Source organism: Sphingomonas sp. RS6, from assembly GCF_054489705.1.
Genome location: NZ_JBTMWM010000010.1, coordinates 24711 through 49939 on the forward strand (window position 1 = coordinate 24711; position 25229 = coordinate 49939).

Annotated in this window: 17 protein-coding genes and 1 tRNA gene; 12 read left to right on the forward strand and 6 right to left on the reverse strand. The window is 64.1% G+C overall.

Annotated elements, in window-relative coordinates:
- Positions 1-13: 13 nt before the first annotated feature.
- Entirely contained in the window at positions 14-487 is a 474-nt protein-coding gene (ybaK, locus tag ACX40Y_RS15455) for a Cys-tRNA(Pro) deacylase (RefSeq protein ID WP_459120461.1), read from the reverse strand.
- Between the two features lie 81 nt (positions 488-568).
- A tRNA-Pro gene (locus ACX40Y_RS15460) sits at positions 569-645 on the reverse strand.
- A 208-nt stretch (positions 646-853) separates the two neighbouring features.
- Here ACX40Y_RS15460 and pnuC point away from each other — a divergent pair.
- Together pnuC and ACX40Y_RS15470 are read left to right on the forward strand one after the other, a co-directional pair.
- Positions 854-1408 carry a nicotinamide riboside transporter PnuC gene (gene pnuC / locus ACX40Y_RS15465; RefSeq protein ID WP_459120462.1) on the forward strand — a complete coding sequence of 185 codons (555 nt, stop codon included), beginning with the start codon at positions 854-856 and terminating at the stop codon, positions 1406-1408.
- Positions 1405-1941 carry an AAA family ATPase gene (locus ACX40Y_RS15470; protein ID WP_459120463.1) on the forward strand — a complete coding sequence of 179 codons (537 nt, stop codon included), beginning with the start codon at positions 1405-1407 and terminating at the stop codon, positions 1939-1941. The genes pnuC and ACX40Y_RS15470 overlap by 4 nt, the downstream gene beginning before the upstream one ends.
- A gap of 38 nt (positions 1942-1979) precedes the next feature.
- Here ACX40Y_RS15470 and ACX40Y_RS15475 read toward each other — a convergent pair whose 3' ends face one another.
- Positions 1980-2765: a CsgG/HfaB family protein gene (locus tag ACX40Y_RS15475; protein WP_459120464.1), complete on the reverse strand. Its 786-nt coding sequence runs from the start codon at positions 2763-2765 to the stop codon at positions 1980-1982.
- A 211-nt stretch (positions 2766-2976) separates the two neighbouring features.
- On the opposite strand from ACX40Y_RS15475, the gene lepA reads away from it, so the two are divergent.
- From lepA to ACX40Y_RS15500, 5 genes are all read left to right on the forward strand, one after another.
- Entirely contained in the window at positions 2977-4785 is a 1809-nt protein-coding gene (lepA, locus tag ACX40Y_RS15480; protein ID WP_459120465.1) for a translation elongation factor 4, read from the forward strand.
- 263 nt (positions 4786-5048) lie between these two features.
- Entirely contained in the window at positions 5049-6278 is a 1230-nt protein-coding gene (locus tag ACX40Y_RS15485) for an NF038122 family metalloprotease (RefSeq protein WP_459120466.1), read from the forward strand.
- A 180-nt stretch (positions 6279-6458) separates the two neighbouring features.
- The gene (modA, locus tag ACX40Y_RS15490; RefSeq protein WP_459120467.1) at positions 6459-7241 is read left to right on the forward strand and encodes a molybdate ABC transporter substrate-binding protein; all 783 of its coding nucleotides are present in this window, start codon (positions 6459-6461) and stop codon (positions 7239-7241) included.
- 13 nt (positions 7242-7254) lie between these two features.
- Positions 7255-7944, forward strand: coding sequence for a molybdate ABC transporter permease subunit (modB, locus tag ACX40Y_RS15495; RefSeq protein ID WP_459120468.1), 690 nt, complete (start codon positions 7255-7257; stop codon positions 7942-7944).
- Positions 7934-8542: an ATP-binding cassette domain-containing protein gene (locus tag ACX40Y_RS15500; protein WP_459120469.1), complete on the forward strand. Its 609-nt coding sequence runs from the start codon at positions 7934-7936 to the stop codon at positions 8540-8542. The genes modB and ACX40Y_RS15500 overlap by 11 nt, the downstream gene beginning before the upstream one ends.
- Positions 8543-8591: 49 nt before the next feature.
- Here the strand turns inward: ACX40Y_RS15500 and ACX40Y_RS15505 are convergent, their stop codons facing one another.
- The 3 genes from ACX40Y_RS15505 to rpoB form a co-directional block, all read right to left on the reverse strand.
- Entirely contained in the window at positions 8592-9407 is an 816-nt protein-coding gene (locus ACX40Y_RS15505; protein ID WP_459120470.1) for a GGDEF domain-containing protein, read from the reverse strand.
- Positions 9408-9548: 141 nt separating this feature from the next.
- Positions 9549-13835, reverse strand: a complete 4287-nt coding sequence (gene rpoC, locus ACX40Y_RS15510; protein ID WP_459120471.1) for a DNA-directed RNA polymerase subunit beta' — start codon at positions 13833-13835, stop codon at positions 9549-9551.
- 169 nt (positions 13836-14004) lie between these two features.
- Positions 14005-18159, reverse strand: a complete 4155-nt coding sequence (gene rpoB / locus ACX40Y_RS15515) for a DNA-directed RNA polymerase subunit beta (RefSeq protein ID WP_459120472.1) — start codon at positions 18157-18159, stop codon at positions 14005-14007.
- Positions 18160-18513: 354 nt separating this feature from the next.
- On the opposite strand from rpoB, the gene ACX40Y_RS15520 reads away from it, so the two are divergent.
- The 5 genes from ACX40Y_RS15520 to ACX40Y_RS15540 all read left to right on the forward strand — a co-directional run bounded on the left by ACX40Y_RS15520 (position 18514) and on the right by ACX40Y_RS15540 (position 25222).
- The gene (locus ACX40Y_RS15520) at positions 18514-20805 is read left to right on the forward strand and encodes a TonB-dependent receptor (RefSeq protein ID WP_459120473.1); all 2292 of its coding nucleotides are present in this window, start codon (positions 18514-18516) and stop codon (positions 20803-20805) included.
- Positions 20806-20972: 167 nt separating this feature from the next.
- A complete protein-coding gene (locus ACX40Y_RS15525; protein ID WP_459120474.1) occupies positions 20973-22889 on the forward strand; it encodes a CocE/NonD family hydrolase in 1917 nt (638 codons plus the stop codon).
- Between the two features lie 62 nt (positions 22890-22951).
- The gene (locus tag ACX40Y_RS15530) at positions 22952-23812 is read left to right on the forward strand and encodes an energy transducer TonB (RefSeq protein ID WP_459120475.1); all 861 of its coding nucleotides are present in this window, start codon (positions 22952-22954) and stop codon (positions 23810-23812) included.
- 152 nt (positions 23813-23964) lie between these two features.
- Positions 23965-24531: a hypothetical protein gene (locus ACX40Y_RS15535; protein ID WP_459120476.1), complete on the forward strand. Its 567-nt coding sequence runs from the start codon at positions 23965-23967 to the stop codon at positions 24529-24531.
- 178 nt (positions 24532-24709) lie between these two features.
- Positions 24710-25222 (forward strand): hypothetical protein, encoded by a 513-nt coding sequence (locus ACX40Y_RS15540; RefSeq protein WP_459120477.1) that lies wholly within the window; start codon positions 24710-24712, stop codon positions 25220-25222.
- Positions 25223-25229 lie beyond the last annotated feature (7 nt).

Genomic DNA, 25229 nt, shown 5'->3' on the forward strand with positions numbered 1-25229 from the left:
GCGGCATCGGCGCTCAGGCAATGATCGTTGCCACGCGCGCATCAAGCAGCCGCGCCGCATCGCCGGGCGCCAGCCGCACCTGCAATCCCCGCTGGCCGCCATTGAGGTAGATCAGCGGCTGTTGCATCGCCAGCGCCTCGATTACGACCGGCAGCCGCCGCTTCTGCCCGAACGGGCTGATGCCGCCGATCTTGTACCCCGAGACCCGTTCGGCATCGTGCGCGGCCATCAGCTCGGCAGACTTGCCGCCGAGCGCCGCCGCCAGCCGTTTCGTCGCGAGCTGGCGATCGGCGGGAACCAGCGCGAGCGCAGGCTTGCCGTCGACCAGCGCCATCAGCGTCTTGAGCAGTTGCGCAGGTGAGGCGCCCAGCGTTGCGGCGGCGTGGAGGCCGATATTCTCGGCAGCGGAATCATAGATATAGCGATGAACGGTGAACGGCACCGCCGCCGCTTCGAGCATCCGCGTGGCTGGGGTGGAACTGGACACGGCAAATGGCTCCCGTGTGACTGCCGCAGCGCGAGGCCGGGTGCGAACCGGGATATCAGCGATCGCGCGGCAACAAGAAAGTGGTCGGGGAGAGAGGATTCGAACCTCCGGCCCCTGCCTCCCGAAGGCAGTGCTCTACCAGGCTGAGCTACTCCCCGACGGAGTCCGGTCTACATTGCTTTCGGGAGCAGACCGGCTTGAGCTTGGAGGCGCGCCTATAAGGGTGGCTGCGGCCAGCCGTCAAGCGCCGCGAGCGCTTCGTTTGCCGCCGGACGTAAATATTTTTGATCGCGCGTTCCAACCTGGTGCGGCGCGCTGGCGGGCAGGGGCTCGACCGTGCGTCGCCGCGCTTGCTAAGCCGCCAGCGTGAGCCCGATCGAAGCCGTCGCCAGCCTGTTGGGCATCGTGAACGTCGCGCTGGTCGTGCGCCGAAGCCTGTGGAACTATCCGTTCGCGCTGGCGATGGTCTCGCTCTATGGCTGGGTGTTCTTTGAGGCGAAGCTGTATAGCGATGCGCTGCTTCAGCCCTTCTATTTCGCCGTCAACCTTTATGGCTGGTGGAACTGGCGGCGCTCGCGCATGGCCGAAGGGGCGGTGATCGTCGAACGGCTGGCGCTGCCTGCTCGCGCCGGATGGGCGACCGGGTGTGCGCTCGCGGCGATCGCGTGGGGCGCGCTGATGCACCGCTTCACCGATGCCGCCTTTCCGTGGTGGGACGGCACCATCGCCGTGCTGAGCGTCGCTGCGCAAATACTTCAGTCGCGTCGCGCCTGGGAATGCTGGGTGCTGTGGATTTTGGTGGACCTGCTCGCGATTCCGCTGTTTGCAATCAAGGGGCTCTGGCCGACCACCGGCCTTTACTGCCTGTTCCTCGCGCTTTCGATATGGGGCGCCATCGATTGGAGTCGTGCCCGGACATGAAGCCTCGCACCATCTGCCTGCACGGCCCCGAAAGCACGGGCAAAACCAGCATCGCCGCGCGGCTGGCGGCGCATTATGGCGGCGAGGTGCTCGACGAATATGGCCGCGAATATGCAGAAGCGCGCGGCATCGACTTCACGATGCGCGATCTGGTGGAGATCGCCCGGACGCACGATGCCGGCTGCCGGATGATGCTGGCGAACGGCGCCGATCCGCTGATCCTCGACACCGATCCGCTGATGACGGCGGTGTGGGCGGAAATGCTGTTCGGGACGCGCGATCCGTGGTTCGACGACTGGACCAACACCGCCGGCCTGTATCTGCTGTTCGACATCGACCTGCCGTGGGTTGCCGATGGAACGCGGCTGTTCGGTACGGCGGCGCTGCGCCAGCGCTTCTTCGACCTGTCGAAAGCCGAATTGGAACGTCGCGGTGTCCGCTGGGCGATGGTGTCCGGCGATGGGGATCAGCGTCTGGCCCGCGCCATCGCGGCGATCGACCAGGCCTGTGCCGAGCAGGACGTCGAGGCATAGAAAGCGCGGGGAGCGTTCGCCGCCCCCCGCGCCGCTTATCAATACTCGCCAGCGGGCAGACCGCCCAGTTCCTGTACGAGCTTGATATAGGCATCGAGATAGGCGAGCACGATCACCTGGCCGATCTCGGTGTTCTGGTAGCCGCTGGCGCCTGCCGCGGCGAACCCGCCCCACCAGCCAGCGCCGCCACCGCCGCCCCAGCCGATATCGGTCTTGCGTGCATAGCCTTCGACCACCGACTCCTCGGTCGTGCGTGCATCGACGACGCTGAGCGTGACGTTGGCTTCCTTCTTCTTGACGTTGACGCCACCGACGACCGCACCGAGTCGTCCGCCGATCAGCCCGCCCAGCGCACCGCCGATGCCGCCGCCCCCCGAATTGCGGTTGCTCGAGACGATATCGGGTTCAAGGAAGAAGTCTGCCGCCTTCACCTGGCCCTTGCCCATGCGCGATCCGGCCTGAAGTTCGCCCTGATCGGCCATCGCCCGCTCCATCGCCCGGCTCTGGAGCGAACGGCCGCGGTTCACGAGGCTGAAGCAGCCGGATTGCTGCACGAACACCTTGATGATCGCCTCGGGGCTGCCGAGGTTGAGTTCGCGCCACCACTGGTTCTCGGGCTCGACGATCGAAATCGTGCCGAGCTTCTTGGTGCAACGCGGAATCTCGCGCATGCCGCGTTCCTGCGCCTTGCGGCCGGAGGAGGCGCCCTTCGTTGTGCCCTTGCTGTCCTGCCGCCCCGACGACATCGCGGTCTGGGCTGCTGCCGGCATCGCCACCGCGCATAGCGCCAGCGCGCCGATCGCGCCGAACATCCGAATCTTCATCGAAACCAACCTCCCTTTTTCAACACGGCACCCGCGGACAGCACGGCTATTTGCCTGGCTTTGCACCGCCCCATGCCCTGCCACGGTCAAGCCGGGCGCGGGCGGACATAGCAAAGCCGTTTGCGACGGGATAGAAACGATGCGACGATGATGCGACGCGATGCATCAGACGCTTTGGCTTTTGCGGGCAAACTGCTAACGCGCGCCGATTATGGCCACCGACCTTTCCAAGATCCGCAACTTTTCGATCATCGCCCATATCGACCATGGGAAATCGACGCTCGCCGACCGGCTCATCCAGCGTACCGGGGGGCTGACCGAGCGTGAGATGTCCGCCCAGGTGCTCGACAACATGGACATCGAGAAGGAGCGCGGCATCACCATCAAGGCGCAGACCGTGCGCCTGGAATGGAAGGGCCACGTCCTTAACCTGATGGACACGCCAGGCCATGTCGACTTCGCCTATGAGGTGAGCCGCAGCCTCGCCGCCTGCGAGGGCGCGCTGCTGGTGGTCGACGCGGCACAGGGCGTGGAGGCGCAGACGCTCGCCAATGTTTATCAGTCGATCGAGCACGACCACGAGATCATTCCGGTCATCAACAAGATCGACCTGCCGAGCGCTGAGCCCGAAAAGGTGCGCAACGAGATCGAGGAGATCATCGGCATCGACGCATCGAACGCGGTGCTGGCCAGCGCCAAATCCGGCATCGGCATCGACGAGATCCTCGATGCGATCGTCGAGCGGATTCCGGCGCCGAAGGGTGATCCCGAAGCGCCGCTGAAGGCAATGCTGGTCGACAGCTGGTACGACCCGTATCTCGGCGTCGTCATTCTGGTTCGGGTGATCGACGGCACGATCAAGAAGGGCCAGCAGGTCAAGTTTATGCAGGCGGGCACCACCCATCTGGTCGACCGTGTCGGTGCGTTCCGCCCGAAGATCGAGCAGTTGCCCGACCTCGGCCCCGGCGAGATCGGCTTTATTACCGCGCAGATCAAGGAAGTGGCGCAGGCGCGCGTCGGCGACACGCTGACCGATGCCAAGCGCCCTGCGGCACAGGCGCTGGAAGGCTTCAAGGAAGTCCAGCCGGTGGTGTTCTGCGGTCTGTTCCCGGTTGACGCCGCCGACTTCGAAAAGCTGCGCGAGAGCATCTCCAAGCTGCGCCTCAACGACGCATCGTTCAGCTTCGAAATGGAGACCTCGGCCGCATTGGGCTTCGGCTTCCGCTGCGGCTTCCTCGGGCTGCTGCACCTGGAGATCATCCAGGAGCGGCTGATGCGCGAATATGATCTCGACCTCATCACCACCGCGCCGAGCGTCGTTTACAAGATGCTGCTGACCAAGGCCGCGGGCGAGGCCGAGGCGAAGGTGCTTGAGCTTCACAACCCGGCCGACATGCCCGATCCCAACCGGATCGAGGAGATCGAGGAGCCGTGGATCCAGGCCGTGATCTATGTGCCCGACGAATATCTCGGGCCGATCCTGAAGCTCTGCCAGGATCGCCGCGGCATCCAGAAGAACCTCACCTATGTCGGCGGGCGCGCCCAGGTGACCTATGAGCTGCCGCTCAACGAAGTGGTGTTCGACTTCTACGATCGCCTCAAGTCGATCAGCCGCGGCTATGCCAGCTTCGACTATGAGCAGATCGGCCACCGCGCGGGCGACCTGGTCAAGATGAGCATCCTCGTCAACAACGAGCCGGTCGACGCGCTGAGCATGATCGTCCACCGCTCGACCGCCGAGAGCCGCGGCCGCGGCATGTGCGAGCGCCTCAAGGATCTGATCCCGCGCCACCTGTTCAAGATCCCGATCCAGGCCGCGATCGGCGGCAAGGTGATCGCCCGCGAGACGATCGCCGCGCTGCGCAAAGACGTGACCGCGAAATGCTATGGCGGCGACGCCAGCCGCAAGCGCAAGCTGCTGGAGAAGCAGAAGGAAGGCAAGAAGCGGATGCGCGAATATGGCAGCGTGCAGATCCCGCAGGAAGCCTTCATCGCTGCCCTCAGGATGGGTGAAGAATAAAGGCGCCGCTCGCCGTGCCGCCTCTTCCCCAATAACCGTTTCAGGCGGAGCGAATCGCTGTTGCCGAAACGAAGGTGTTCAACGCAGCATTTGATGTTATATCATCTATAATTCTGTCCCGAAACGTGGCAGAATTATTCGGTTGGTCGCATTTCGCCAGCTGTATTGCACTGCAATGTGCCGAATGCCGCTTGACGCATTACGGTAACAAACTGTTAACTCTGTTCATGGCGCGAGGGGTCGCGCCATGAAGGGGGAAACCAATGAGCATCACTATGTTCAAACGCGCGGCCGCAATGGGTGCGGCGGCAATTGCGATCGCCTGCGCAGCAGCACCGGCGCATGCGCAGCTGAAGATCAACCTCATCGACAATGGCGGGGTAATCGGTTCTCAATCGGAAGTCGGCTTCCGCATTGCAGCGGCTTATTGGGAAAGCGTGATCACGACCAACGTGACCGTAAACTTGGGCGTGGGTTACAGTGCGCTGGGCGACGGCATCATCGGTTCGACGGGTTCGACGCGATATTCGGTCGCGATCGAAGATGTGAAGGATGCCCTGGCGTTCGGCGGCAACAGCGCGCTCGACGCTGGCCTCTACACCCCGACGATTACGGGCTCGACGGTTGTTGCGGGCTTCGGCTCGATCGGCACGATCGACATGGTCCGCAACGGACCGCTTGGCGGCGTCGGTCAGCTCAGCACCGCCAAGGTGTTCGACAGCAACGACACCCGTGACAACGCAACCGTTTCGGGCACGGCGGCGAACCTGAAGGCGCTGGGCTACAATGTCGCGCCCACCACCGATGCCAACATCACCTTCAGCTCGGCGTTCAACTTCGACTTCGACCCGACCGATGGCATCTCCAGCGGTTACATGGACTTCATCGGCGTCGCGATCCACGAAATGGGCCATGCGCTCGGTTTCACGAGCGGCGTCGATACCTATGATTACTATCTCACTCCCAACGGCCCGGGCCGGGCGTCGTCGTTCAACTGGGACAACCAGACCGTCGGCAACATCCTTGATCTGTTCCGTTACAGTGCGCCGGGCACGCTCGACTGGTCGGTGGGTACCGCGTCCTACTTTTCGATCGATGGCGGCGCGACGGTGTTCGGCGGTGACGCCTATATGTCGACCGGCCGGTACAATGGCGATGGCCGTCAGGCTTCGCACTTCAAGGACACGGCCAGCGCGGCTGGCGGCTGCGATGGCTATAATCAGGTCGGCGTGATGGATCCCACTTTCTGCTACGGCGAGATGGGCGTGATCACGGCGGCCGACCTCGCGGCGTTTGACGCGATCGGTTGGAACATCAACATCGATGTCCTTCAGAACATGGGCTACACGATCAACACCGCGCAGATCTTCCGTGATGTCACGGGCGTGCCGGAACCGATGACCTGGGGCACGATGCTGCTCGGCTTCGGCGCAGCCGGTGCCATGATGCGGCGTCGCCGCGATCGTGCGGCAGGCGCCCTTCAGGCCGCCTGATCGTCAAGCTTTCGACCCCTGGGGCTGGCGTCTCTCAAGGCGCCGGCCCCTTTTCTTTTTTGCGGGTAGTGCGGCGTCGGCCGACGCCTGACGGCGGATGATATTGCCGTGCCCGCCTTGACACCGGCGCGCGAGGCGCCGAACCGGAGCCGTCTGCAGGCGAAAAGAGGTTTGCCGCGAATGGCTTCGACGCTGGATCGACGCGACATGCTGGCGGGATTGGCGGCACTTGCGCTCGCGTCACCGCGTTCGGCCGCCGCTGCGACGTCCCGGCCGCCGCTCGTGCTCGCGGCCGCGAGCCTTCAGGAATCGATGAATGCGGCAGCCGATGCGTGGATGCGCGCCGGGCATGCGCGGCCGATCCTGTCCTTTGCCGCGTCTTCGGCTTTGGCGCGGCAGATCATCGCGGGCGCGCCGGCGGATCTGTTTGTCTCCGCCGACGAGCCCTGGATGGACGCTGTCGAGAAAGCGGGGCGCGTCCTGCCGGGTACCCGCAAGACGTTCCTCGCCAACCGGCTGGTCCTGGCCGTCCCGGTACGCGACCGGCGGGATGTCGATCCCGCAAACGCCGCGGCGCTGGTGCGCATGATCGGGAGGGGGCCGCTGGCGATGGCCGATCCCGACGCGGTGCCGGCAGGACGTTATGGCAAGGCAGCGCTTGTCCGGCTGGGTGCATGGAGGTCGTTGCAGCCGCACGTCGTGCGCGCCGAGAATGTTCGCGCCGCGCTGGCGCTGGTCGAACGTGGCGCGGCGCCGTTTTCGATCGTTTATGCCACCGATGCGCGTGCGTCTGACCGGGTCCGCGTCGCCGGTCTGTTTCCGGCGGCCAGCCACCCGCCCATTCGCTATCCGGTCGCGCGCCTGCGCGCATCGCGCAGCCCGGAGGCCGAGGGATTTCGCCGCTTCCTGTTGTCGCGTGCCGGCAAGGCGATTTTCGCGCGCTACGGCTTTTCGCCGCAATGAGCCGCGCCGACGCATGCTGAGCGCAGAGGAGTGGGGGATCGTCACGCTGTCGCTTCAGGTCGGTGGCGTGGCGGTGCTCGCGATGCTCCCCCTGGCTTTTGCGCTGGCATGGCTGCTTGCGCGGGCTCGATTCCCGGGCAAGCTGTTTCTCGACGCGCTGATTCACCTGCCGCTGGTCGTGCCGCCTGTCGTCACGGGATGGGTGCTGCTGCTCGCTTTTGCGCCGGCCGGGCCGCTCGGTGCGCTGATCGAACGCTGGCTGAGTACCACCGTCTTGTTCCGCTGGACGGGCGCGGCGATTGCGGCGGGCGTGATGGCGCTGCCGTTGATGGTTCGGGCGATCCGGCTATCGATCGAGTCGATCGACCGGCGGCTCGAACAGGCAGCCCGCATGCTCGGTGCCAGTCCGGCGCGTACGTTCCGCACGGTCACATTGCCGCTTTCGATGCCCGGCGTCATCGCGGGGGCGGTGCTCGGGTTCGCGCGCGCGCTCGGGGAATTCGGGGCGACGATCACCTTTGTGTCGAACGTGCCGGGCGAAACCCAGACGCTGCCGCTAGCCATCTATTCGGCGCTGCAGGTGCCCGGCAGCGAGGCGCAGGTGCTGCGGCTGGCCGGTATTTCGGTGCTTGTCGCGCTGGGCGCGCTCGTCGCGTCCGAATGGTTGGCGCGGCGAATGGGGCGGGGCACGCATGTCCTTTGATATCGAGATCAGCCGACGCGTCGGCGACGCGACCATCGCTTGCCGTGTTGCGCCGGGTGCGGGAGTGTCGGTCCTGTTCGGTCCCTCGGGTAGCGGCAAGACCAGCGTCTTGAACATGGTGGCAGGGCTGCTGAAGCCCGATACGGGGTATGTGCGTATCGGCGACCATACGCTGTTCGACGCTGATGGCGGGATCGATCTCCCGCCCGAGGCGCGCTGCGCGGGCTATGTCTTTCAGGAGCCGCGACTGTTCCCGCATCTGCGCGTTCGCGCCAACCTGGCCTATGGCCGGCGACCGGGGGCAGGGGCGCGGTTCGACGAGACGGTCGAGCTGCTCGGCATTGCGCCGTTGCTCGATCGATGGCCACGCACGCTTTCGGGAGGGGAGGCCAAGCGGGTGGCGATCGGCCGTGCGCTGCTGTCCGCACCGGACTTTCTGCTGCTGGACGAGCCTCTTGCGTCGCTGGACCGCGCCCGACGCGAGGAGATCATGGGCCTGCTCGAACGACTGCGCGATGAGGCCGGTCTGCCGATTCTGTTGGTCACGCACGATCGCGAAGAGGCCGAACGGCTGGGCGATCGCATCGTCGCGATGTAGCGACGGGCGGACGTCTCTCTGCCGCCGCCGCTCAACGACGCATGTGTCCCTATCGGCCTGCTGCCCCGGGACCGAGATAGGGCGTGTAGAAGGCCCACGGATGCCGGCCGACGCGCCTGGCGGTGTCGAGCGCAACCTCGGCGCGGCGCATCCATTCGTCGGCGATGAACGCTTGGCCACGATTGAGGACCATGCCCATCCCCAAGGCGGTCCCGTACATGTGCCGACCGATCTCGATCGGCGCCTCGATCGCGTCGCACAGCCGCCTGGCGATCGCCTCCGCGGCGCCTTCGCCATCGATTGCCGTGAAGATTACGGCGAACCGGTCGCCGTTCAGACGCGCCGTGCAGTCGCTGCCCCGCACCGCCGCCGCAAGCCGCTTGGCGACCACGCGCCGAACGGCATCCCGGGTGGCATGGCCAAGGTGTTGATCGACGGATCGAATGCGCTTGATCTCGAGCAGGAATAATGCGTGCGATTGGCCGGGCAGGGGCATCGCCGCGAACTCGGCGGCGACGCGCGCTTCAAATCCTTGGCGGTTGGCCAACCCCGTCAGCAAGTCGCGATCCGTCGCCAGTTGCGTCGCCTGCGTGCCGCTCGAGCGTTGCCGGCGCGAATGGTTCGGTCCGATCGTGCGGACCAGATAGACGATCAGCATGCCGAGATACAGCGCACCCAACAGCGCCAGTTCGGCGAGCTCGATCTGCTGTAGGTGAACTTCTTCAGCGGACTGGCCGTGAATGAAGTCGAACGCATAGGCGCTCGAAAGCCCGGTCGCTGCCACCATGGCGGCCAATCCGATTTCCTGGATGGCGGGGAGGCGCTGGGACGTCATCTGCAGCATTATAGAAGCAATGCACGACAACTAATTACCAACGCGTAATATATTCACTCGCTGTCGGGTTGGCGGCATCGTCGGCCGCGCCCGTAACGAAAAAGCCGCCGCCCATTGGCTGGGCGACGGCTTGTCCGGTTCAGTCACTTTGTCGAGTTCTGGTCTCGCCGATCACTCGGCTTCGTTCAGATACTCGCCCGCATCGGCATCGGTGCCGTGGCCCGAAGGGGCCACCGAACCCAGCGGATCGTCGCCGGTGCCCACGGCATCGCGCGGGTTGCGCGCCAGCTCGGCGGCATGCTCTTCCTCGGCGCTTGCAGGCGCGATGATCGTCGCTTCCTGCATCCGGCGCTGGGCGACGCGAAGCGCCGCGTCCCGCGAGGTGGCCGCGATCCGCAGACGGTTCATGCCCGCACCGGTACCGGCGGGGATGAGACGGCCGACAATCACATTCTCCTTCAGGCCGAGCAGCGTGTCCTTCTTGCCCTGGACCGCCGCTTCGGTGAGGACGCGGGTGGTCTCCTGGAACGACGCGGCCGAGATGAAGCTGCGGGTCTGCAGCGACGCCTTGGTGATGCCCAGCAGGATCGGCTTGCCCTGTGCGGGGGCCTTGCCTGGCTCGAGCTTGCTGTTGATGTCGTCCATCTCCTCGCGATCGACCTGTTCGCCCGCCAGCAGCGTGGTGTCGCCGCCATCGGTGATCTCGACCTTCTGCAGCATCTGGCGAACGATCACCTCGATGTGCTTGTCGTTGATCTTCACGCCTTGCAGTCGATAAACTTCCTGGATTTCGCTGACGAGGTATTCGGCCAGCGGCTCGATGCCGAGCACTTCCAGGATGTCGTGCGGATCCGGCGAGCCGCCGATCAGGTTGTCGCCACGCTTGACGTAGTCGCCTTCCTGAACGTCGATCACCTTCGACTTCGGGACCAGATATTCCACGACCTCGCCGCCGTCCTCCGGCTGGATGCCGATCTTGCGCTTGGCCTTGTAGTCCTTGCCGAACACCACGCGGCCCGAGACCTTGGCGATGATGGCATTTTCCTTGGGCTTGCGCGCTTCGAACAGCTCGGCGACGCGCGGCAGACCGCCGGTGATGTCGCGGGTCTTGGCGGATTCGCGGGCAACACGGGCAAGCACGTCGCCGGCGCGGACCTGCGCACCATCCTCGACCGAGAGCACCGCACCCGGCGCCAGCATGTAGCGGCCGGCCTCTTCGGCGCTCTCGCCGGTAAGGGTCAGACGCGGACGCAGATCCTCCTTGGACTTGCCGACGCCGCGGTTCTCGATGACGACGCGCTGGGCTATGCCCGTCGCTTCGTCGACCTGCTCCGTCATGGTCTTGCCGTCGATCAGGTCCTGATACTTCACGATACCAGGATTTTCGGTGATCACCGGCATGGTGAACGGATCCCATTCGGCCATCCGGTCGCCCTTGCTGACGACATGCCCGTCCTCGAACATGACGTACGCGCCGTAAGGGATCTTGTGCACCGCCAGTTCGCGGCCGTCCATATCGACGATCGCGATCTCGCTCGAGCGGCTCAGCACGACGCGGCGGCCACGCTGGTCCTCGATCACGCGCAGGTCGCGATACTCGATCGTGCCGTCGGCCGGCGCTTCGAGGTTGGACTGCTCGTTGAGCTGCGCTGCACCACCGATGTGGAAGGTACGCATCGTCAGCTGCGTGCCCGGTTCACCGATCGACTGTGCCGCGATGACGCCGACGGCTTCGCCGATGTTGACCGGCGTACCGCGGGCAAGGTCACGCCCGTAGCACTTGCCGCACACGCCCAGCTTGGCTTCGCAGACCAGCGGCGAGCGGATCTTGACGGCCGGCACGCCCAGCGCCTCGATCTGCGCGATCATCGGTTCGTCGAGCAGCGTGCCGATCGGGATCACGACCGTGCCCGTTTTGGTGTCGACGATGTCCTCGGCCGTGGTGCGGCCCAGGATACGCTCGCCGAGCGAGGCGATGGTCGAACCGCCCTGGACGATCGCCTTCATCTCCAGCGCGCGCTCGGTGCCGCAATCCTCCTCCATGACGACGCAGTCCTGCGACACGTCGACAAGGCGGCGGGTGAGGTAGCCCGAGTTCGCCGTCTTCAACGCGGTATCCGCGAGACCCTTACGGGCACCGTGGGTCGAGTTGAAGTATTCAAGAACGGTCAGGCCTTCCTTGAAGTTCGAGATGATCGGCGTTTCGATGATCTCGCCCGACGGCTTGGCCATCAGGCCGCGCATGCCGGCAAGCTGCTTGATCTGCGCCGCCGAACCACGGGCGCCCGAATGCGCCATCATGTAGATGGCGTTGTCGGGCATCTGACGGCCGGTCTCGGGGTCGAACTTGACCGACTTGATCTCGTCCATCATCGCCGCGGCCACCTGGTCGCCGCAACGGCTCCAGGCGTCGATCACCTTGTTGTACTTCTCCTGCTGCGTGATCAGGCCGTCCTGATACTGCTGCTCGAAGTCCTTCACGAGGGCCTTGGTTTCCTCGACCAGCGCTTCCTTCGCGTCCGGGATGATCATGTCGTCCTTGCCGAACGAGATGCCGGCCTTGAACGCGTGGCGGAAGCCGAGGCTCATGATCGCGTCGGCGAACAGCACGGTCTCCTTCTGGCCGGTGTGACGATAGACTTCGTCGATCACGTCGCCCACGTCCTTCTTGGTGAGAAGGCGGTTGACGACGTCGAACGGCACCTTGTGGCTCTTCGGCAGGCATTCGCCCAGAAGCATACGGCCCGGGGTGGTCTCGTAGCGCTTGAGGTAGCTGTTGCCGTTCTCGTCGGTCTGCGGAACGCGGCTGACGATCTTGCTGTGCAGCGTCACCGCGCCGGCCTGCAGCGCCTGATGCACTTCCGCCATGTCGGCGAGCATCATGCCCTGGCCCGGCTCGTTCTCCTTCTCCATCGAGATGTAGTAGAGACCCAGCACCATGTCCTGCGACGGCACGATGATCGGCTTGCCGTTTGCAGGGGACAGGATGTTGTTGGTCGACATCATCAGGACGCGCGCTTCCAGCTGCGCCTCGAGGCTCAGCGGAACGTGGACGGCCATCTGGTCACCGTCGAAGTCGGCGTTGAACGCCGAGCAGACCAGCGGGTGGAGCTGGATCGCCTTGCCTTCGATCAGCACCGGCTCGAACGCCTGGATGCCCAGGCGGTGGAGCGTCGGCGCGCGGTTCAGCAGCACCGGGTGCTCGCGGATCACTTCGTCCAGGATGTCCCAGACTTCCTTGCGCTCCTTCTCGACCCACTTCTTCGCCTGCTTCAGGGTCATGGACAGACCCTTGGCATCGAGACGGGCGTAGATGAACGGCTTGAACAGCTCGAGCGCCATCTTCTTCGGCAGGCCGCACTGGTGCAGCTTGAGCTGCGGACCGGTCACGATGACCGAACGGCCCGAATAGTCGACGCGCTTGCCGAGCAGGTTCTGACGGAAGCGGCCCTGCTTGCCCTTGAGCATGTCGGACAGCGACTTGAGCGGACGCTTGTTCGCACCGGTGATGGTGCGGCCGCGGCGGCCGTTGTCGAACAGCGCGTCGACGGCTTCCTGCAGCATGCGCTTTTCGTTGCGGACGATGATGTCCGGCGCGCGCAGCTCCATCAGACGCTTGAGGCGGTTGTTACGGTTGATCACGCGGCGATACAGATCGTTGAGATCCGACGTCGCGAAGCGGCCGCCGTCCAGCGGCACCAGCGGACGCAGTTCGGGCGGGATCACCGGCACGACGTCCAGGATCATCCATTCCGGGCGGTTGCCGGATTCAATGAAGCTCTCGACGACCTTGAGGCGCTTGATGATCTTCTTGGGCTTCAGCTCCGACTTGGTCGTCGCCAGCTCTTCCAGAAGCTCCTTGCGCTCGCCCTCGAGGTCGAGATCCATGAGCATGATCTTGACCGCTTCCGCGCCGATGCCGGCGGAGAAGGCGTCCTCGCCATATTCATCCTGCGCGTCGAGCAGTTCGTCCTCGGTGAGGAGCTGGAACTTCTCGAGCGGGGTGAGGCCCGGCTCAGTGACGATGTAGCTCTCGAAGTACAGCACGCGCTCGAGCTGCTTGAGCTGCATGTCGAGCAGCAGGCCGATGCGGCTCGGCAGCGACTTCAGGAACCAGATGTGCGCAACCGGGGCGGCCAGTTCGATATGGCCCATGCGCTCGCGGCGGACCTTCGAGACGGTCACTTCCACGCCGCACTTTTCGCAGACGATGCCCTTGTACTTCATGCGCTTGTACTTGCCGCACAGGCACTCGTAATCCTTGATCGGACCGAAGATGCGCGCGCAGAACAGGCCGTCACGCTCGGGCTTGAACGTGCGATAGTTGATCGTCTCGGGCTTCTTGATCTCGCCGAACGACCAGCTGCGGATACGGTCCGGCGACGCGATCCCGATCTGGATCTGGTCGAAGGTTTCCGGCTTGGCGAGCGGGTTCGCGAAGTTCGTAAGTTCGTTCATGGGTTACTACCCTCTTCTGAATTCTGTTCTCCTCTCCCATTGGGAGAGGAAGGGGCCCGCTCGGCGGAGCCGAGTGGGAAGGTGAGGGTGGTGCAGCGCGTTCACCCTCACCCTTCCGCCGCCTTTGGCGGCTCCCTCCCTCTCCCAGGGGGAGAGGGAGTTTGACAGCTTACTCCGCCGCGATCTGCACGCCGTCGTCGTCGAAGCCGAGTTCGGCATTCTTCAATTCGACGTTCAGGCCCAGCGAGCGCATTTCCTTGACGAGCACGTTGAAGCTCTCCGGAATGCCGGCCTCGAAGGTGTCGTCGCCCTTGACGATCGCTTCGTAGACCTTGGTGCGGCCGACCACGTCGTCGGACTTCACCGTCAGCATCTCCTGGAGCGTGTACGCCGCGCCGTACGCCTGGAGCGCCCACACTTCCATTTCACCGAAGCGCTGGCCGCCGAACTGCGCCTTACCGCCCAGCGGCTGCTGGGTGACGAGGCTGTACGGCCCGATCGAACGCGCGTGGATCTTGTCGTCGACCAGGTGGTGCAGCTTGAGCACATACTTGTAGCCCACGGTGACCTTGCGGTCGAACGCATCGCCGGTGCGGCCGTCGAACAGCGTCACCTGACCGGACTCGTCGAGCCCCGCCAGCTTCAGCATGTCGGCCACGTCCTTTTCGACCGCGCCGTCGAACACCGGGGTGCCCATCGGAACGCCCGTGCGGACATTCTGCGCCAGTTCCACCAGCTGCTCGGTCGAGCGATTCTCGAGCTCGTCGACATAGCTGTCGCCATAGACGGTCTTGAGGATCTCCTTCACCGCTTCCGGCGGCTCGCCGGCCTGCGGATCGGGGTTCGCCGCACGCCAAGCGTCCAGCGCATCGCCGATCTTGCTGCCGAGGCCGCGCGCGGCCCAGCCCAGATGCGTCTCGAAGATCTGCCCGACGTTCATGCGCGACGGCACGCCCAGCGGGTTCAGCACGAAGTCCACCGGGGTACCGTCCTCCAGGAACGGCATGTCCTCCTGCGGCAGGATGCGGCTGATGATGCCCTTGTTGCCGTGGCGGCCGGCCATCTTGTCGCCCGGCTGCAGCTTGCGCTTCACCGCGACGAACACCTTGACCATCTTCAGTACGCCCGGCGGCAGCTCGTCGCCCCGCTCCAGCTTCTCGCGGCGGTCTTCGAACTTGTCCTTGATGCGCTTCACGGCCTCGTCATACTGGCCCTTCACCGCCTCCAGGTTGCCCTGCATGGCATCGTCCTGCACCGCGAACTTCCACCACTCGTGGCGGTCGACGCTGTCGAGCAGGTCCTCGTCGATGGTGACGCCCTTCTTCAGGCCCTTCGGCGCGCCGGTGGCGACCTGACCCAGCAGCATCTCGCGCAGGCGCGACCAGGTTGCGCGATTCAGGATGGTGCGTTCGTCGTCGGCGTCCTTGCGCAGGCGCTCGATTTCCTCGCGCTCGATCGCCAGGGCACGCTCGTCCTTATCGATGCCGTGACGGTTGAACACGCGGACGTCGACGATCGTGCCCGAAACGCCCGGCGGCAGACGCAGCGAGGTGTCGCGCACGTCGCTGGCCTTTTCGCCGAAGATGGCGCGGAGAAGCTTTTCTTCCGGCGTCATCGGGCTTTCGCCCTTGGGCGTGATCTTGCCGACCAGGATGTCGCCCGGCTCCACTTCGGCGCCGATATAGACGATGCCCGCTTCGTCGAGGTTGCGCAGCGCTTCCTCGCCGACATTCGGAATGTCGCGGGTGATGTCTTCCGGCCCGAGCTTGGTGTCGCGCGCCATCACTTCGAACTCATCGATATGGATCGACGTGAACACGTCGTCCTTCACGATGCGCTCGTTGATCAGGATCGAGTCCTCGTAGTTGTAGCCGTTCCACGGCATGAACGCGACGAGCACGTTGCGGCCTAGCGCCAGCTCGCCGAACTCGGTCGACGGGCCGTCGGCGATCACGTCGCCGGCCTGCACCACGTCGCCCACCTTCACCAGCGGGCGCTGGTTGATGCAGGTCGACTGGTTGGAGCGCTGGAACTTCATCAGCGTGTAGATGTCGACGCCGCTTTCGCTGGCGTCCACATCGCCGGTCGCGCGGATCACGATGCGGGTCGCGTCGACCTGGTCGACGATGCCCGAACGCTTCGCCGCGATCGCAGCACCCGAATCGCGTGCCACGGTTTCTTCCATGCCGGTGCCGACGAAGGGCGCTTCCGCCTTCACCAGCGGCACGGCCTGACGCTGCATGTTCGAGCCCATCAGCGCGCGGTTCGCGTCGTCCTTCTCGAGGAAAGGGATCAGCGAGGCGGCGACCGAGACGAGCTGCTTCGGCGACACGTCCATCAGCGTCACCTGGTCACGCATCGCCATCAGGAATTCGCCGGCCTGACGGGCCGAGACGAGTTCCTCGACGAACGCGCCGCTCTCGTCCAGCTCGGCCGACGCCTGCGCGATCGTGTGCTTCTGCTCTTCCATCGCCGACAGATAGACGACCTCGTTGGTCACCTTGCCGTCGACGATCTTGCGGTACGGCGTCTCGATGAAGCCATACTTGTTGACGCGGCTGAAGGTGGCCAGCGAGTTGATCAGACCGATGTTCGGGCCTTCCGGCGTTTCGATCGGGCAGATACGGCCATAGTGCGTCGGGTGAACGTCGCGCACTTCGAAGCCAGCACGCTCGCGGGTGAGACCGCCCGGCCCGAGCGCCGAGACGCGACGCTTGTGCGTCACTTCGGAGAGCGGGTTGGTCTGGTCCATGAACTGCGACAGCTGCGACGAACCGAAGAACTCGCGCACCGCGGCGACCGCAGGCTTGGCGTTGATCAGGTCGTTCGGCATCACCGTCGACACGTCGACCGACGACATGCGCTCCTTCACGGCGCGCTCCATGCGGAGCAGGCCGACGCGGTACTGGTTCTCGAGCAGTTCGCCCACCGAACGGACGCGGCGGTTGCCGAGATTGTCGATGTCGTCGACTTCGCCCTTGCCGTCCTTGAGGTTCACGAGCGTCTTGACGACCTCGAGAATGTCCTCGGTGCGAAGCGTGGTCACGGTGTCCGGGGTGTCGAGGCCCAGGCGCATGTTCAGCTTCACGCGGCCCACGGCCGAGAGGTCGTAGCGCTCCGGATCGAAGAACAGGCCGGCGAAGAGCGATTCCGCAGTTTCGAGCGTCGGCGGTTCGCCGGGGCGCATCACGCGATAGATGTCGGACAGCGCCTGCTCGCGCTCCTCGGCCTTGTCGACCTTGAGCGTGTTGCGGATCCACGGACCGGTGGTGACGTGATCGATGTCGAGCAGGTCGATGCGATCGATGCCCGCTTTGTCGAGCTTTTCGAGATTCTCCTGCGACACTTCGTCGCCGGCCTCGATGTAGATCTCGCCGGTCTGCTCGTTGATCAGATCATAGGCGCTGTAGCGGCCGAAGATTTCCTCGGTCGGGATCAGCAGCGTCTCAAGCCCGTCCTTCGCCGCCTTGTTGGCTGCGCGGGGGCTGATCTTCTGGCCGGCCGGGAACACGACCTCGCCCGACTTGGCGTCGACGATGTCGAACATCGGCTTCTGGCCGCGCCAGTTCTCCGCCTGGAACGGAATCTGCCAGCCGTTCGGGCCGCGCAGGAAGGTGACGCGGTTGTAGAAATAGTTGAGGATCTCTTCCGAATTCAGCCCCAGCGCATAGAGCAGGCTGGTGACCGGCAGCTTGCGCTTGCGGTCGATACGGACGTTGACGATGTCCTTGGCGTCGAACTCGAAATCCAGCCACGAGCCGCGATACGGGATCACGCGAGCAGCGAACAGATACTTGCCCGACGCATGCGTCTTGCCGCGATCATGGTCGAACAGCACGCCCGGCGACCGGTGCATCTGGCTGACGATCACGCGCTCGGTGCCGTTGATGAAGAAGGTGCCGTTGCCCGTCATCAGGGGCATGTCGCCCATGTAGACGTCCTGCTCCTTGATATCGAGAACCGACCGGGCTTCCGTATCGGGATCGACCTCGAACACGATGAGGCGCAGCGTCACGCGCATCGGCGCCGCATAGGTGATGCCGCGCTGACGGCACTCCTCGACGTCGAACTTGGGGGGCTCGAGCTCGTAGTTCACGAAGTCGAGCTCGGCGGTGCCGGCAAAGTCGCGGATCGGGAACACGCTGCGAAGCGTCTTCTCGAGGCCGGAGACATAGCCGATCGAGGGATCGGACCGCAGGAACTGTTCGTAGGATTCGCGCTGAACCTCGATCAGGTTCGGCATCTGCACCACTTCGTGGATATCGCCGAACACCTTGCGGATGCGACGCTTGACGCGACCGCCCTCGATTGCCTTGGTTGCCATGGGTGTTTGTTGCCTCGTCAGCCGAAAATCTGGTGCCCCTCATCCGGGGCCGGGACGTGCATCAACACGCAGAAAGGCCGAACGAGTCCCGGAAGGGGCTTCGTCAGCGTTTCAGCGTCTTCAGAGGCCCTGTGATCCATTCGTCCGGAGCGCTGCGCGACGGCGTCCCATTTCCCGATCAGAGGGTCAGAGCGAGGATATAGGCGCGGCGCGCGCCGGTGTCAAACGATCCGACAGGGCGTGCAGCAGGTCTGCCACAGGATTTTACGCATCTGCAACAAATCCGACGCAGCTGCGCAGTCACGGTTTCACATTTGGCGGCGAACGGGCCCCCGACACAGGGAGATACAAGCCGTGAAAAACAACAGGATCGCATTCATCGTCGCGCTGCTCGCCTCGGCATCGGCAACGGCCGCACACGCGCAGGAAAATGGGGATAATGGAGTCGAATCGACCGACATCATCGTCACCGCGCAGAAGATCGAACAGAAGCTCAGCGACGTGCCGATTACGATTTCGGCGGTGACGCAGGAGCAGATGAAGCGACTGGGCGTCGACGATCTCGACGAACTGTCGAACTATGTTCCCGGCCTAAACATCCAGGAGCAGAGCGCCAACAACCCCGGCATCGTCATCCGCGGCATCACCTCGGACAGCGGCTCGTCGCAGCAGGCGGCGCGCGTCACGCTCTACTATAACGGCATCGATATCTCGCGGTCGCGCGGCGCCTATCAGGCGATCTATGACGTCGACCGGGTCGAGGTGGTGAAGGGGCCGCAGGCGACGCTGTTCGGCACCGCATCCACCGTGGGCGCGATCAGCATCATCTCGGCGCGCCCCGAACCGGGCGTCTCGGGCGAGATCACCGCAGGCTATGGCAATTACAACGCCTATGTCGTCGGCGGCCATCTGAACATCGGCAACGACGTCATCGCCGCGCGCATCGCAGGGGAATGGAAGAAGCGCGACGGCTATGTCACCAACCTGTCGTCCACCCAGGACGATCTCTACGCGCAGAACCAGCTCGGCCTGCGCGCTTCGGTTCGCTACACGCCAACCGATGCGCTGACCGTCGATCTGATCGGCACCTATGATCGTCAGCGCAACAGCGGCACGCCATTCATCTCGGGCAAATATGCCACCTCGGCCGGTCCGGCCGATCCGTTCGGCAAGGCCAATCTGTCGGGTTCGCCGCTGTCGGGCGAGGCGCTGGGCGCCAACAAGCTGGGCCTCACCCGCGACGTGTATGACGTGAATCTCACCGCAAGCTACGATTTCGGCGATGGCTGGAGCTTCACCACCGTCAACGGCTATCGCGCGTTCAACTCGCTCGAAATCTTCGATGCCGATGGCTCGGCTGCCTGGTGGCTGGAATTCGCCGAGGGCGCCTATGGCTCGCAGATCAGCCATGAATCGCGCTTTGCCTACACGGCCGAGCACGTCCGCGCCAATTTCGGCTGGAACGTCTTCCATGAGAATAATCGCCAGGAAGTGCCGTTCTCGACCGAGGAGGGCATCTACCTCCAGTGCGCGGCCAACCTCATCCCCGGCCTCGGCTGCGTCAATTCGCAAGGCGTGGTGACCGCAGCGCAGGCGACCGCTGCACTGACCGGCGGCGCGTTCACGCAGATCCCCTATCGCTCGATCTTCACGAACAAGGGCGTTAACGACCAGTATTCGATGTTCGGCGAAGTTACCTGGATTCCGACGCACCGGATTGAACTCACTGCCGGCATCCGCGCGCTGATCGAACAGCGCAAGTCCGGCTATGTCTCGGTCGCGCCGAACTCGGTGTTGAGCAAGGCGCCGCTGATCCCGGGCCAGGTCACGACCAACGGCACGCTCTGGTCGCAGGATAGTTTCCAGGCGTTCCTGCCGCGCTTCAACGTGCTGTATCGCGTCAGCGATGCGCTCAACCTCTATGCGACGATCTCGAAGGGCCGTCGCTCGCCGACGGTGAACCAGACCGCGACCAGCGTGTCGCTGATCCCTGAGGAAACCGTCTGGAACTATGAGGGCGGTGCCAAGCTGTCGCGCGGCATGTTCACCGGCTCGATCGGCGTCTATTACCAGAAGTACGATAACTTCCAGATCAGCCGAACGGTCACGGATGCGGACGATCCGTCGGGTCGCCCGGTCGGCTCCAGCGTCACCGAAAGCGCCGGCTCGGCCAGCAATCTGGGCTTCGAGGCCGAAGGGCAGCTGCGTCCTGCGCGCTGGCTGACGCTATTTGCCAATGCCGGCTATATCGACGGGGGCATCGACGACAAGGCGTCGAACGGCATCTATGCCGGCAATCGCTTCCGCCTGCAGCCCAAGTTGCAATGGGCCGCCGGCTTCACCGTCGACGCGCCCGTCGGCGGCGGCGTGCGCCTGTTCGCGACGCCGAGCGTCACCTATCGCAGCAAGATCTTCTTCGAGGTGCCGAACAAGGAAGCCATCTCGCAGGACAAGGTCACGCTGGTGAACGTCAAGGCCGGTGCAAGCTTCGCCGATGGCCGCTACGAGATCGCCGGCTATGTCCGCAACGCCACCAACGAGCGCTATCTGCTCGATGCCGGCAACACCGGTGGCGGCTTCGGCAACCCGACCTTCATTCCTGCCGAACCGCGCTTCTATGGCGTGCAGCTGACCGGCCGGTTCTGATCCGCGCCATCTGTCGCCGAAGCGGGCCGCATCCTCCTGGGGTGCGGCCCGTTTTCGTTGCCGCTTCGTCGTATCGCCGGTCGGCCAGGGAGGCGCTCGTTGCGGGCTTCCCACGGGCACTGTGAGACATTATCACCGTCGCACTCAACGAGAAGGCGGGGACGTTCATGAGCTATAGTTATTTTGCGCTGGCGGGTCTGGCGGCGGCGGCAGTGCTGGCAGGGCCGGCCGCAACGGCGCAGCGCGCGCCGGGCGATTTCAACGACATTCCGGAGAAGTTCGTCCTGCCCGAGGGGGCCAAGGACTATATCCGCCGCGAAGTGATGGTGCCGATGCGCGATGGCACCAAGCTGTTCACGACGATCGTCATCCCCAAGGGTGCAAAGAACGCGCCGATCCTTCTCACGCGCACGCCCTATGACGCCTATAATCGCGTGCGGCGGACGGACAGCAACAAGATGCTGTCGGTGCTGGCGCAGGGCGACGAGGTGTTCGTACAGGCCGGCTATATCCGAGTGTTCCAGGACATTCGCGGCAAGTATCGCTCCGAGGGCGATTTCGTCGTCACCCGCCCGCCGGTCGGCCCACTCAATCCCACCAAGGTCGACGATACAACCGACGCGTGGGACACGATCGACTGGCTGGTGAAGAACCTGCCCGAATCGAATGCCAAGGTCGGCATGCTGGGCTCGTCCTATGAAGGCTGGACGGTGGTGATGGCGCTGCTCCATCCGCATCCGGCGCTCAAGGTCGCTGCCCCCGAAAGCCCGATGATCGACGGCTGGATGGGCGATGACTGGTTCCATTACGGCGCGTTCCGTCTGCCCAATATCGGCTGGATCTCGGGCATCACCGGCTACAAGGCGGGCGGGCCGACGCCCCCCAATGGCGGCTGGGACGATTACGACACCTTCCGCAAGATCGGCTCGGCGGGCGATTGGGCAAAGCAATATGGCTATGACCAGCTGCCCTTCTGGAAGAAGCTGACCGAGCATGTGACCTATGACGCGTTCTGGCAGGGGCAGGCGCTCGACAAGATGCTTGCCGCCAATCCGTCGAACGTGCCGACGCTGTGGGAGCAGGGGCTTTGGGATCACGAAGATATGTATGGCGCGATCCACAGCTGGGAAGAGCTTCAGAAGACGCCGCAGGCGAACAATAACTATCTGTTGATGGGGCCGTGGCGGCACTCTGGCTTCAACTATAACGGATCGACGCTCGGCGAGCTCAAGTTCGAGGGCGACACCGCGCTCCAGGCCCGCCGCGACATCCTGCTGCCCTTCTTCAACGCGCATCTGAAGGACGGCGCGCCGGCCTATACGCCGCCTGTGGCCAGCATCTACAACACCGGTGAGAACCATTGGGATTTCCTGAACAAATGGCCGCTCGCCGATGCGCTGACGCCGCTTTACCTGACGGCGGGTGAGGGCGCCGGCTTCGAGCGGCCGGGCGCAGGTTCGGACAGCTATGTTTCCGATCCGGCCAAGCCCGTCCCCTATCTGCCGCGGCCGATCAATTTCAACGACGGCCGCTGGAGCACCTACCTCGTCACCGATCAGCGCTTCGCCGATGGTCGCCCGGACGTGCTCACCTATTCGACGCCGGTGCTCAAGCAGGCGGTGCGCGTCTCGGGGGCGCCACTGGCGGATATCTTCGCCAAGACGACCGGCACCGATGGCGACTTCGTGGTCAAGGTGATCGACGTCTATCCGGAAGAGATCGCGTCGAACAAGGAAATGGGCGGTTTCCAGCTGCCGATTGCGATGGACATCTTCCGCGGCCGCTATCGCAACTCGTTCGAAAAGCCGTCGCCGATCCCCGCCGGCAAGGTCCAGGAATACAAGTTCCGCCTGCCGACGGTGAACCACACCTTCCTGCCCGGCCACCGGATCATGGTGCAGATCCAGTCGACGCTGTTCCCGGTCTATGATCGCAACCCACAGAAATATGTGGAGAATATCTTCTTCGCCAAGCCCGATGACTATCAGAAGGCGACGGTGACGATCATGTACGGCGGCAACCAGTCGAGTTCGGTGCTGCTGCCGGTGGTGCCGGTTGACCAGTCTGCCGCGCGCGTGAAATAGGCCGTGGCGATGGCGCTTGTTCCTGTTGGAGTGGGCGCCGCGTTGCTTTTCCGCGGGGAACTATGCGTTATATGCTGCTTGCGGCAGCTGTGTCGGCTGCTTTGCCCTCGATCGCCGAGGCCGAGATCGATACTCCCGCACGTTACGATCGAGTGGGGGCATGGGAGATCAATTATGATCGCGATTCCTGCCATCTCTATGCGCGCTTCGGGCAAGGCGACGATACGGTGTTCGTCAGTTTCACGCGCTATAGCCCTGGCTTCTTTTTCGAGCTGAGGCTCTATGGAAAGCCGGTGCAACTGACCGGTGGGCGCAGGATATTCACGCTGGATTTCGGCACCGGGAAACACGAGAAGTTTAACGCGATCCTCGGGTCAGACGGCGATCTCGCCATGGCGATCATGCGTTCCGTCACCCTAACCGATGTGAAGGATATCAAGGACGCTGCCAAGGCAAACCAAGTCGAGACGCTCGCAGCAAGCGTTACGGGGATGGACGTCAAGCCTTATGGAAAGCGTTCATTTCATCTCGAGTTCGGTAATCTTGCAAAGCCCTTTGCAGCGCTTCAGACCTGTACTGAGCAACTCATCGAGACATGGGGGTTTGATCCAAAGGTCCAGCTCTCGCTCCAGAAGCCGCCGGAGCCAAAGGCCGTTCCTTCTATCTGGTTGACGCCCGACGACTACCCCGACAAGGCATCAAGAGATGGTTATAGCGGTCTGCTACAGTTCAGGCTTAATGTTGATGCCGACGGCAACGTCTCCAGTTGCCATATCCTCGCCCGGACCGAGCCTGATTTGTTTGCGACGCCGACATGCCGGGCAATGATGCGCAAAGCCAAGTTCGACCCTGCGATTGATGCAAACGGCAACCCTGTGGCTTCGTACTTTGTCAGTTCGGTCCTGTATAATCTGGTCCGCTAAAAGTCCCATCTGTCCGTACAATTCCTGAGGCGTGGGGCGGCCCGCGCCCAGACTTCGTTAACGGCCTGCGTGTTTATTGGGGGCCGGTCGCGCAGCAGTTCCGTTCGCCCCGATGGCGGCACCGCGGACGCCGCGTGCAGCGGAGCGGGGCTATGAAGATCGCAGTCATTCGGGCTTATCTGTACGAGTCCATCGAGTTCTTTTTATACTTCATCTTCATGACGTTCCTTGGCGCGGCAATGTACGTGCTCGTGTCGTTCGCGCCGCAGGCGCATTCGCGCTGGTACATTAACACCAGCATCTGCGTGGCGGTGCTGACCGCGCTCTATGCCGTGCGCATGTTCAATCGTTATCGCCGGATCCATCGTCATTACGCCGGCATGATCGTCGACGACGCCGAGGTGGAGGCGGAAGCCGTTCCCGTCGATCCGCTGCGTGAGCGCAAGCTGCGCTGGGCGGAGCGTATCGCCGCCGAACAGCTGGGACTTGAAGGGGTCGATGCCGCCAAACTTCGCGAACTGGGCGAGCTGGACACGATCGACGCGCTGGCACGTCTCGCCGCGTTGCGGGCAGAGGGCGACCGAGCCGCAAATCAGGAAGAGGAGGACGAGCTTGCGCTCGATCCTACGCTATCGCTCGAAGCCATCCGCCAACGCATCGCCGAACGAATGGATCGCGAGGATCGCGAACGCCAGGGAAGCTGGGGCAACCGATCCTGACCTATAATGAAGGGGAAGGGGACTGCATTCGCGCGGTGCTCCGCCGCCGGGCGACGCGTGTCGCATGGCGGCATCAGGATTCGTTAACGGCGGCAGCGGCATGATGGCACTGGCAGGCAGAGCAGAGTTGCGCGGGCGCGCGGGGCGACGCGGCTCGCGACTGCGCAGGAGCAAGGCGATGAGCGACCCCGGCATGCGCCGCTATCTCTTCCTGGCGCTCGAATTCGCGGCGTACAGCGTGATGATGGCGCTGCTCGTCTATCTGATGATCTTGATTCTGCTCTATCGGCCGCAGGCTGGCGGGGCGGTGTTCGTGCTCGTCGGCGTCGGCACCGCGCTGTTCACCGGTATCTATGCCGCGCGGATGTTCGGCTTCTACCGCACGGCCGCCCGGCTCGTGGCGGCGTCGAAACAGACCGAGCGGCCGCGTCACTGGTCGGACCGCATCGCTGCCGCCGAGGCGATCCGCGCGCAGGAGCTGTTGCGTCGGCATTTCAGCCAGACCGAGGCATCGCCCGCGCTCCAGGCGATCCGCCTGCGCATCGCCGAGCGGATGGCGCGTGAGGATCGCGAGCGAGCCGAACGCGAGCGTGCCGAGCGCGAGAAGCTCGATCGCGAGCGGATCGAACGTGCGCGCACCGCCCGCATCAAGGGCAGCGTCAAGCGCATTGGCCATAGCGGACGCCACTGAAGCGGCG

Bases quoted from the DNA above. Each gene is read 5' to 3' on its own strand.
- ACX40Y_RS15470 (WP_459120463.1), top strand. From the start codon at position 1,405: ATGAAGCCTCGCACCATCTGCCTGCACGGCCCCGAAAGCACGGGCAAA.
- rpoC (WP_459120471.1), bottom strand. From the start codon at position 13,835: ATGAACGAACTTACGAACTTCGCGAACCCGCTCGCCAAGCCGGAAACC.
- ACX40Y_RS15475 (WP_459120464.1), bottom strand. From the start codon at position 2,765: ATGAAGATTCGGATGTTCGGCGCGATCGGCGCGCTGGCGCTATGCGCG.
- modA (WP_459120467.1), top strand. From the start codon at position 6,459: ATGGCTTCGACGCTGGATCGACGCGACATGCTGGCGGGATTGGCGGCA.
- ACX40Y_RS15535 (WP_459120476.1), top strand. From the start codon at position 23,965: ATGAAGATCGCAGTCATTCGGGCTTATCTGTACGAGTCCATCGAGTTC.
- modB (WP_459120468.1), top strand. From the start codon at position 7,255: ATGCTGAGCGCAGAGGAGTGGGGGATCGTCACGCTGTCGCTTCAGGTC.
- ACX40Y_RS15540 (WP_459120477.1), top strand. From the start codon at position 24,710: ATGAGCGACCCCGGCATGCGCCGCTATCTCTTCCTGGCGCTCGAATTC.
- lepA (WP_459120465.1), top strand. From the start codon at position 2,977: ATGGCCACCGACCTTTCCAAGATCCGCAACTTTTCGATCATCGCCCAT.
- ACX40Y_RS15525 (WP_459120474.1), top strand. From the start codon at position 20,973: ATGAGCTATAGTTATTTTGCGCTGGCGGGTCTGGCGGCGGCGGCAGTG.
- rpoB (WP_459120472.1), bottom strand. From the start codon at position 18,159: ATGGCAACCAAGGCAATCGAGGGCGGTCGCGTCAAGCGTCGCATCCGC.
- ACX40Y_RS15485 (WP_459120466.1), top strand. From the start codon at position 5,049: ATGAGCATCACTATGTTCAAACGCGCGGCCGCAATGGGTGCGGCGGCA.
- ACX40Y_RS15500 (WP_459120469.1), top strand. From the start codon at position 7,934: ATGTCCTTTGATATCGAGATCAGCCGACGCGTCGGCGACGCGACCATC.
- ACX40Y_RS15530 (WP_459120475.1), top strand. From the start codon at position 22,952: ATGCGTTATATGCTGCTTGCGGCAGCTGTGTCGGCTGCTTTGCCCTCG.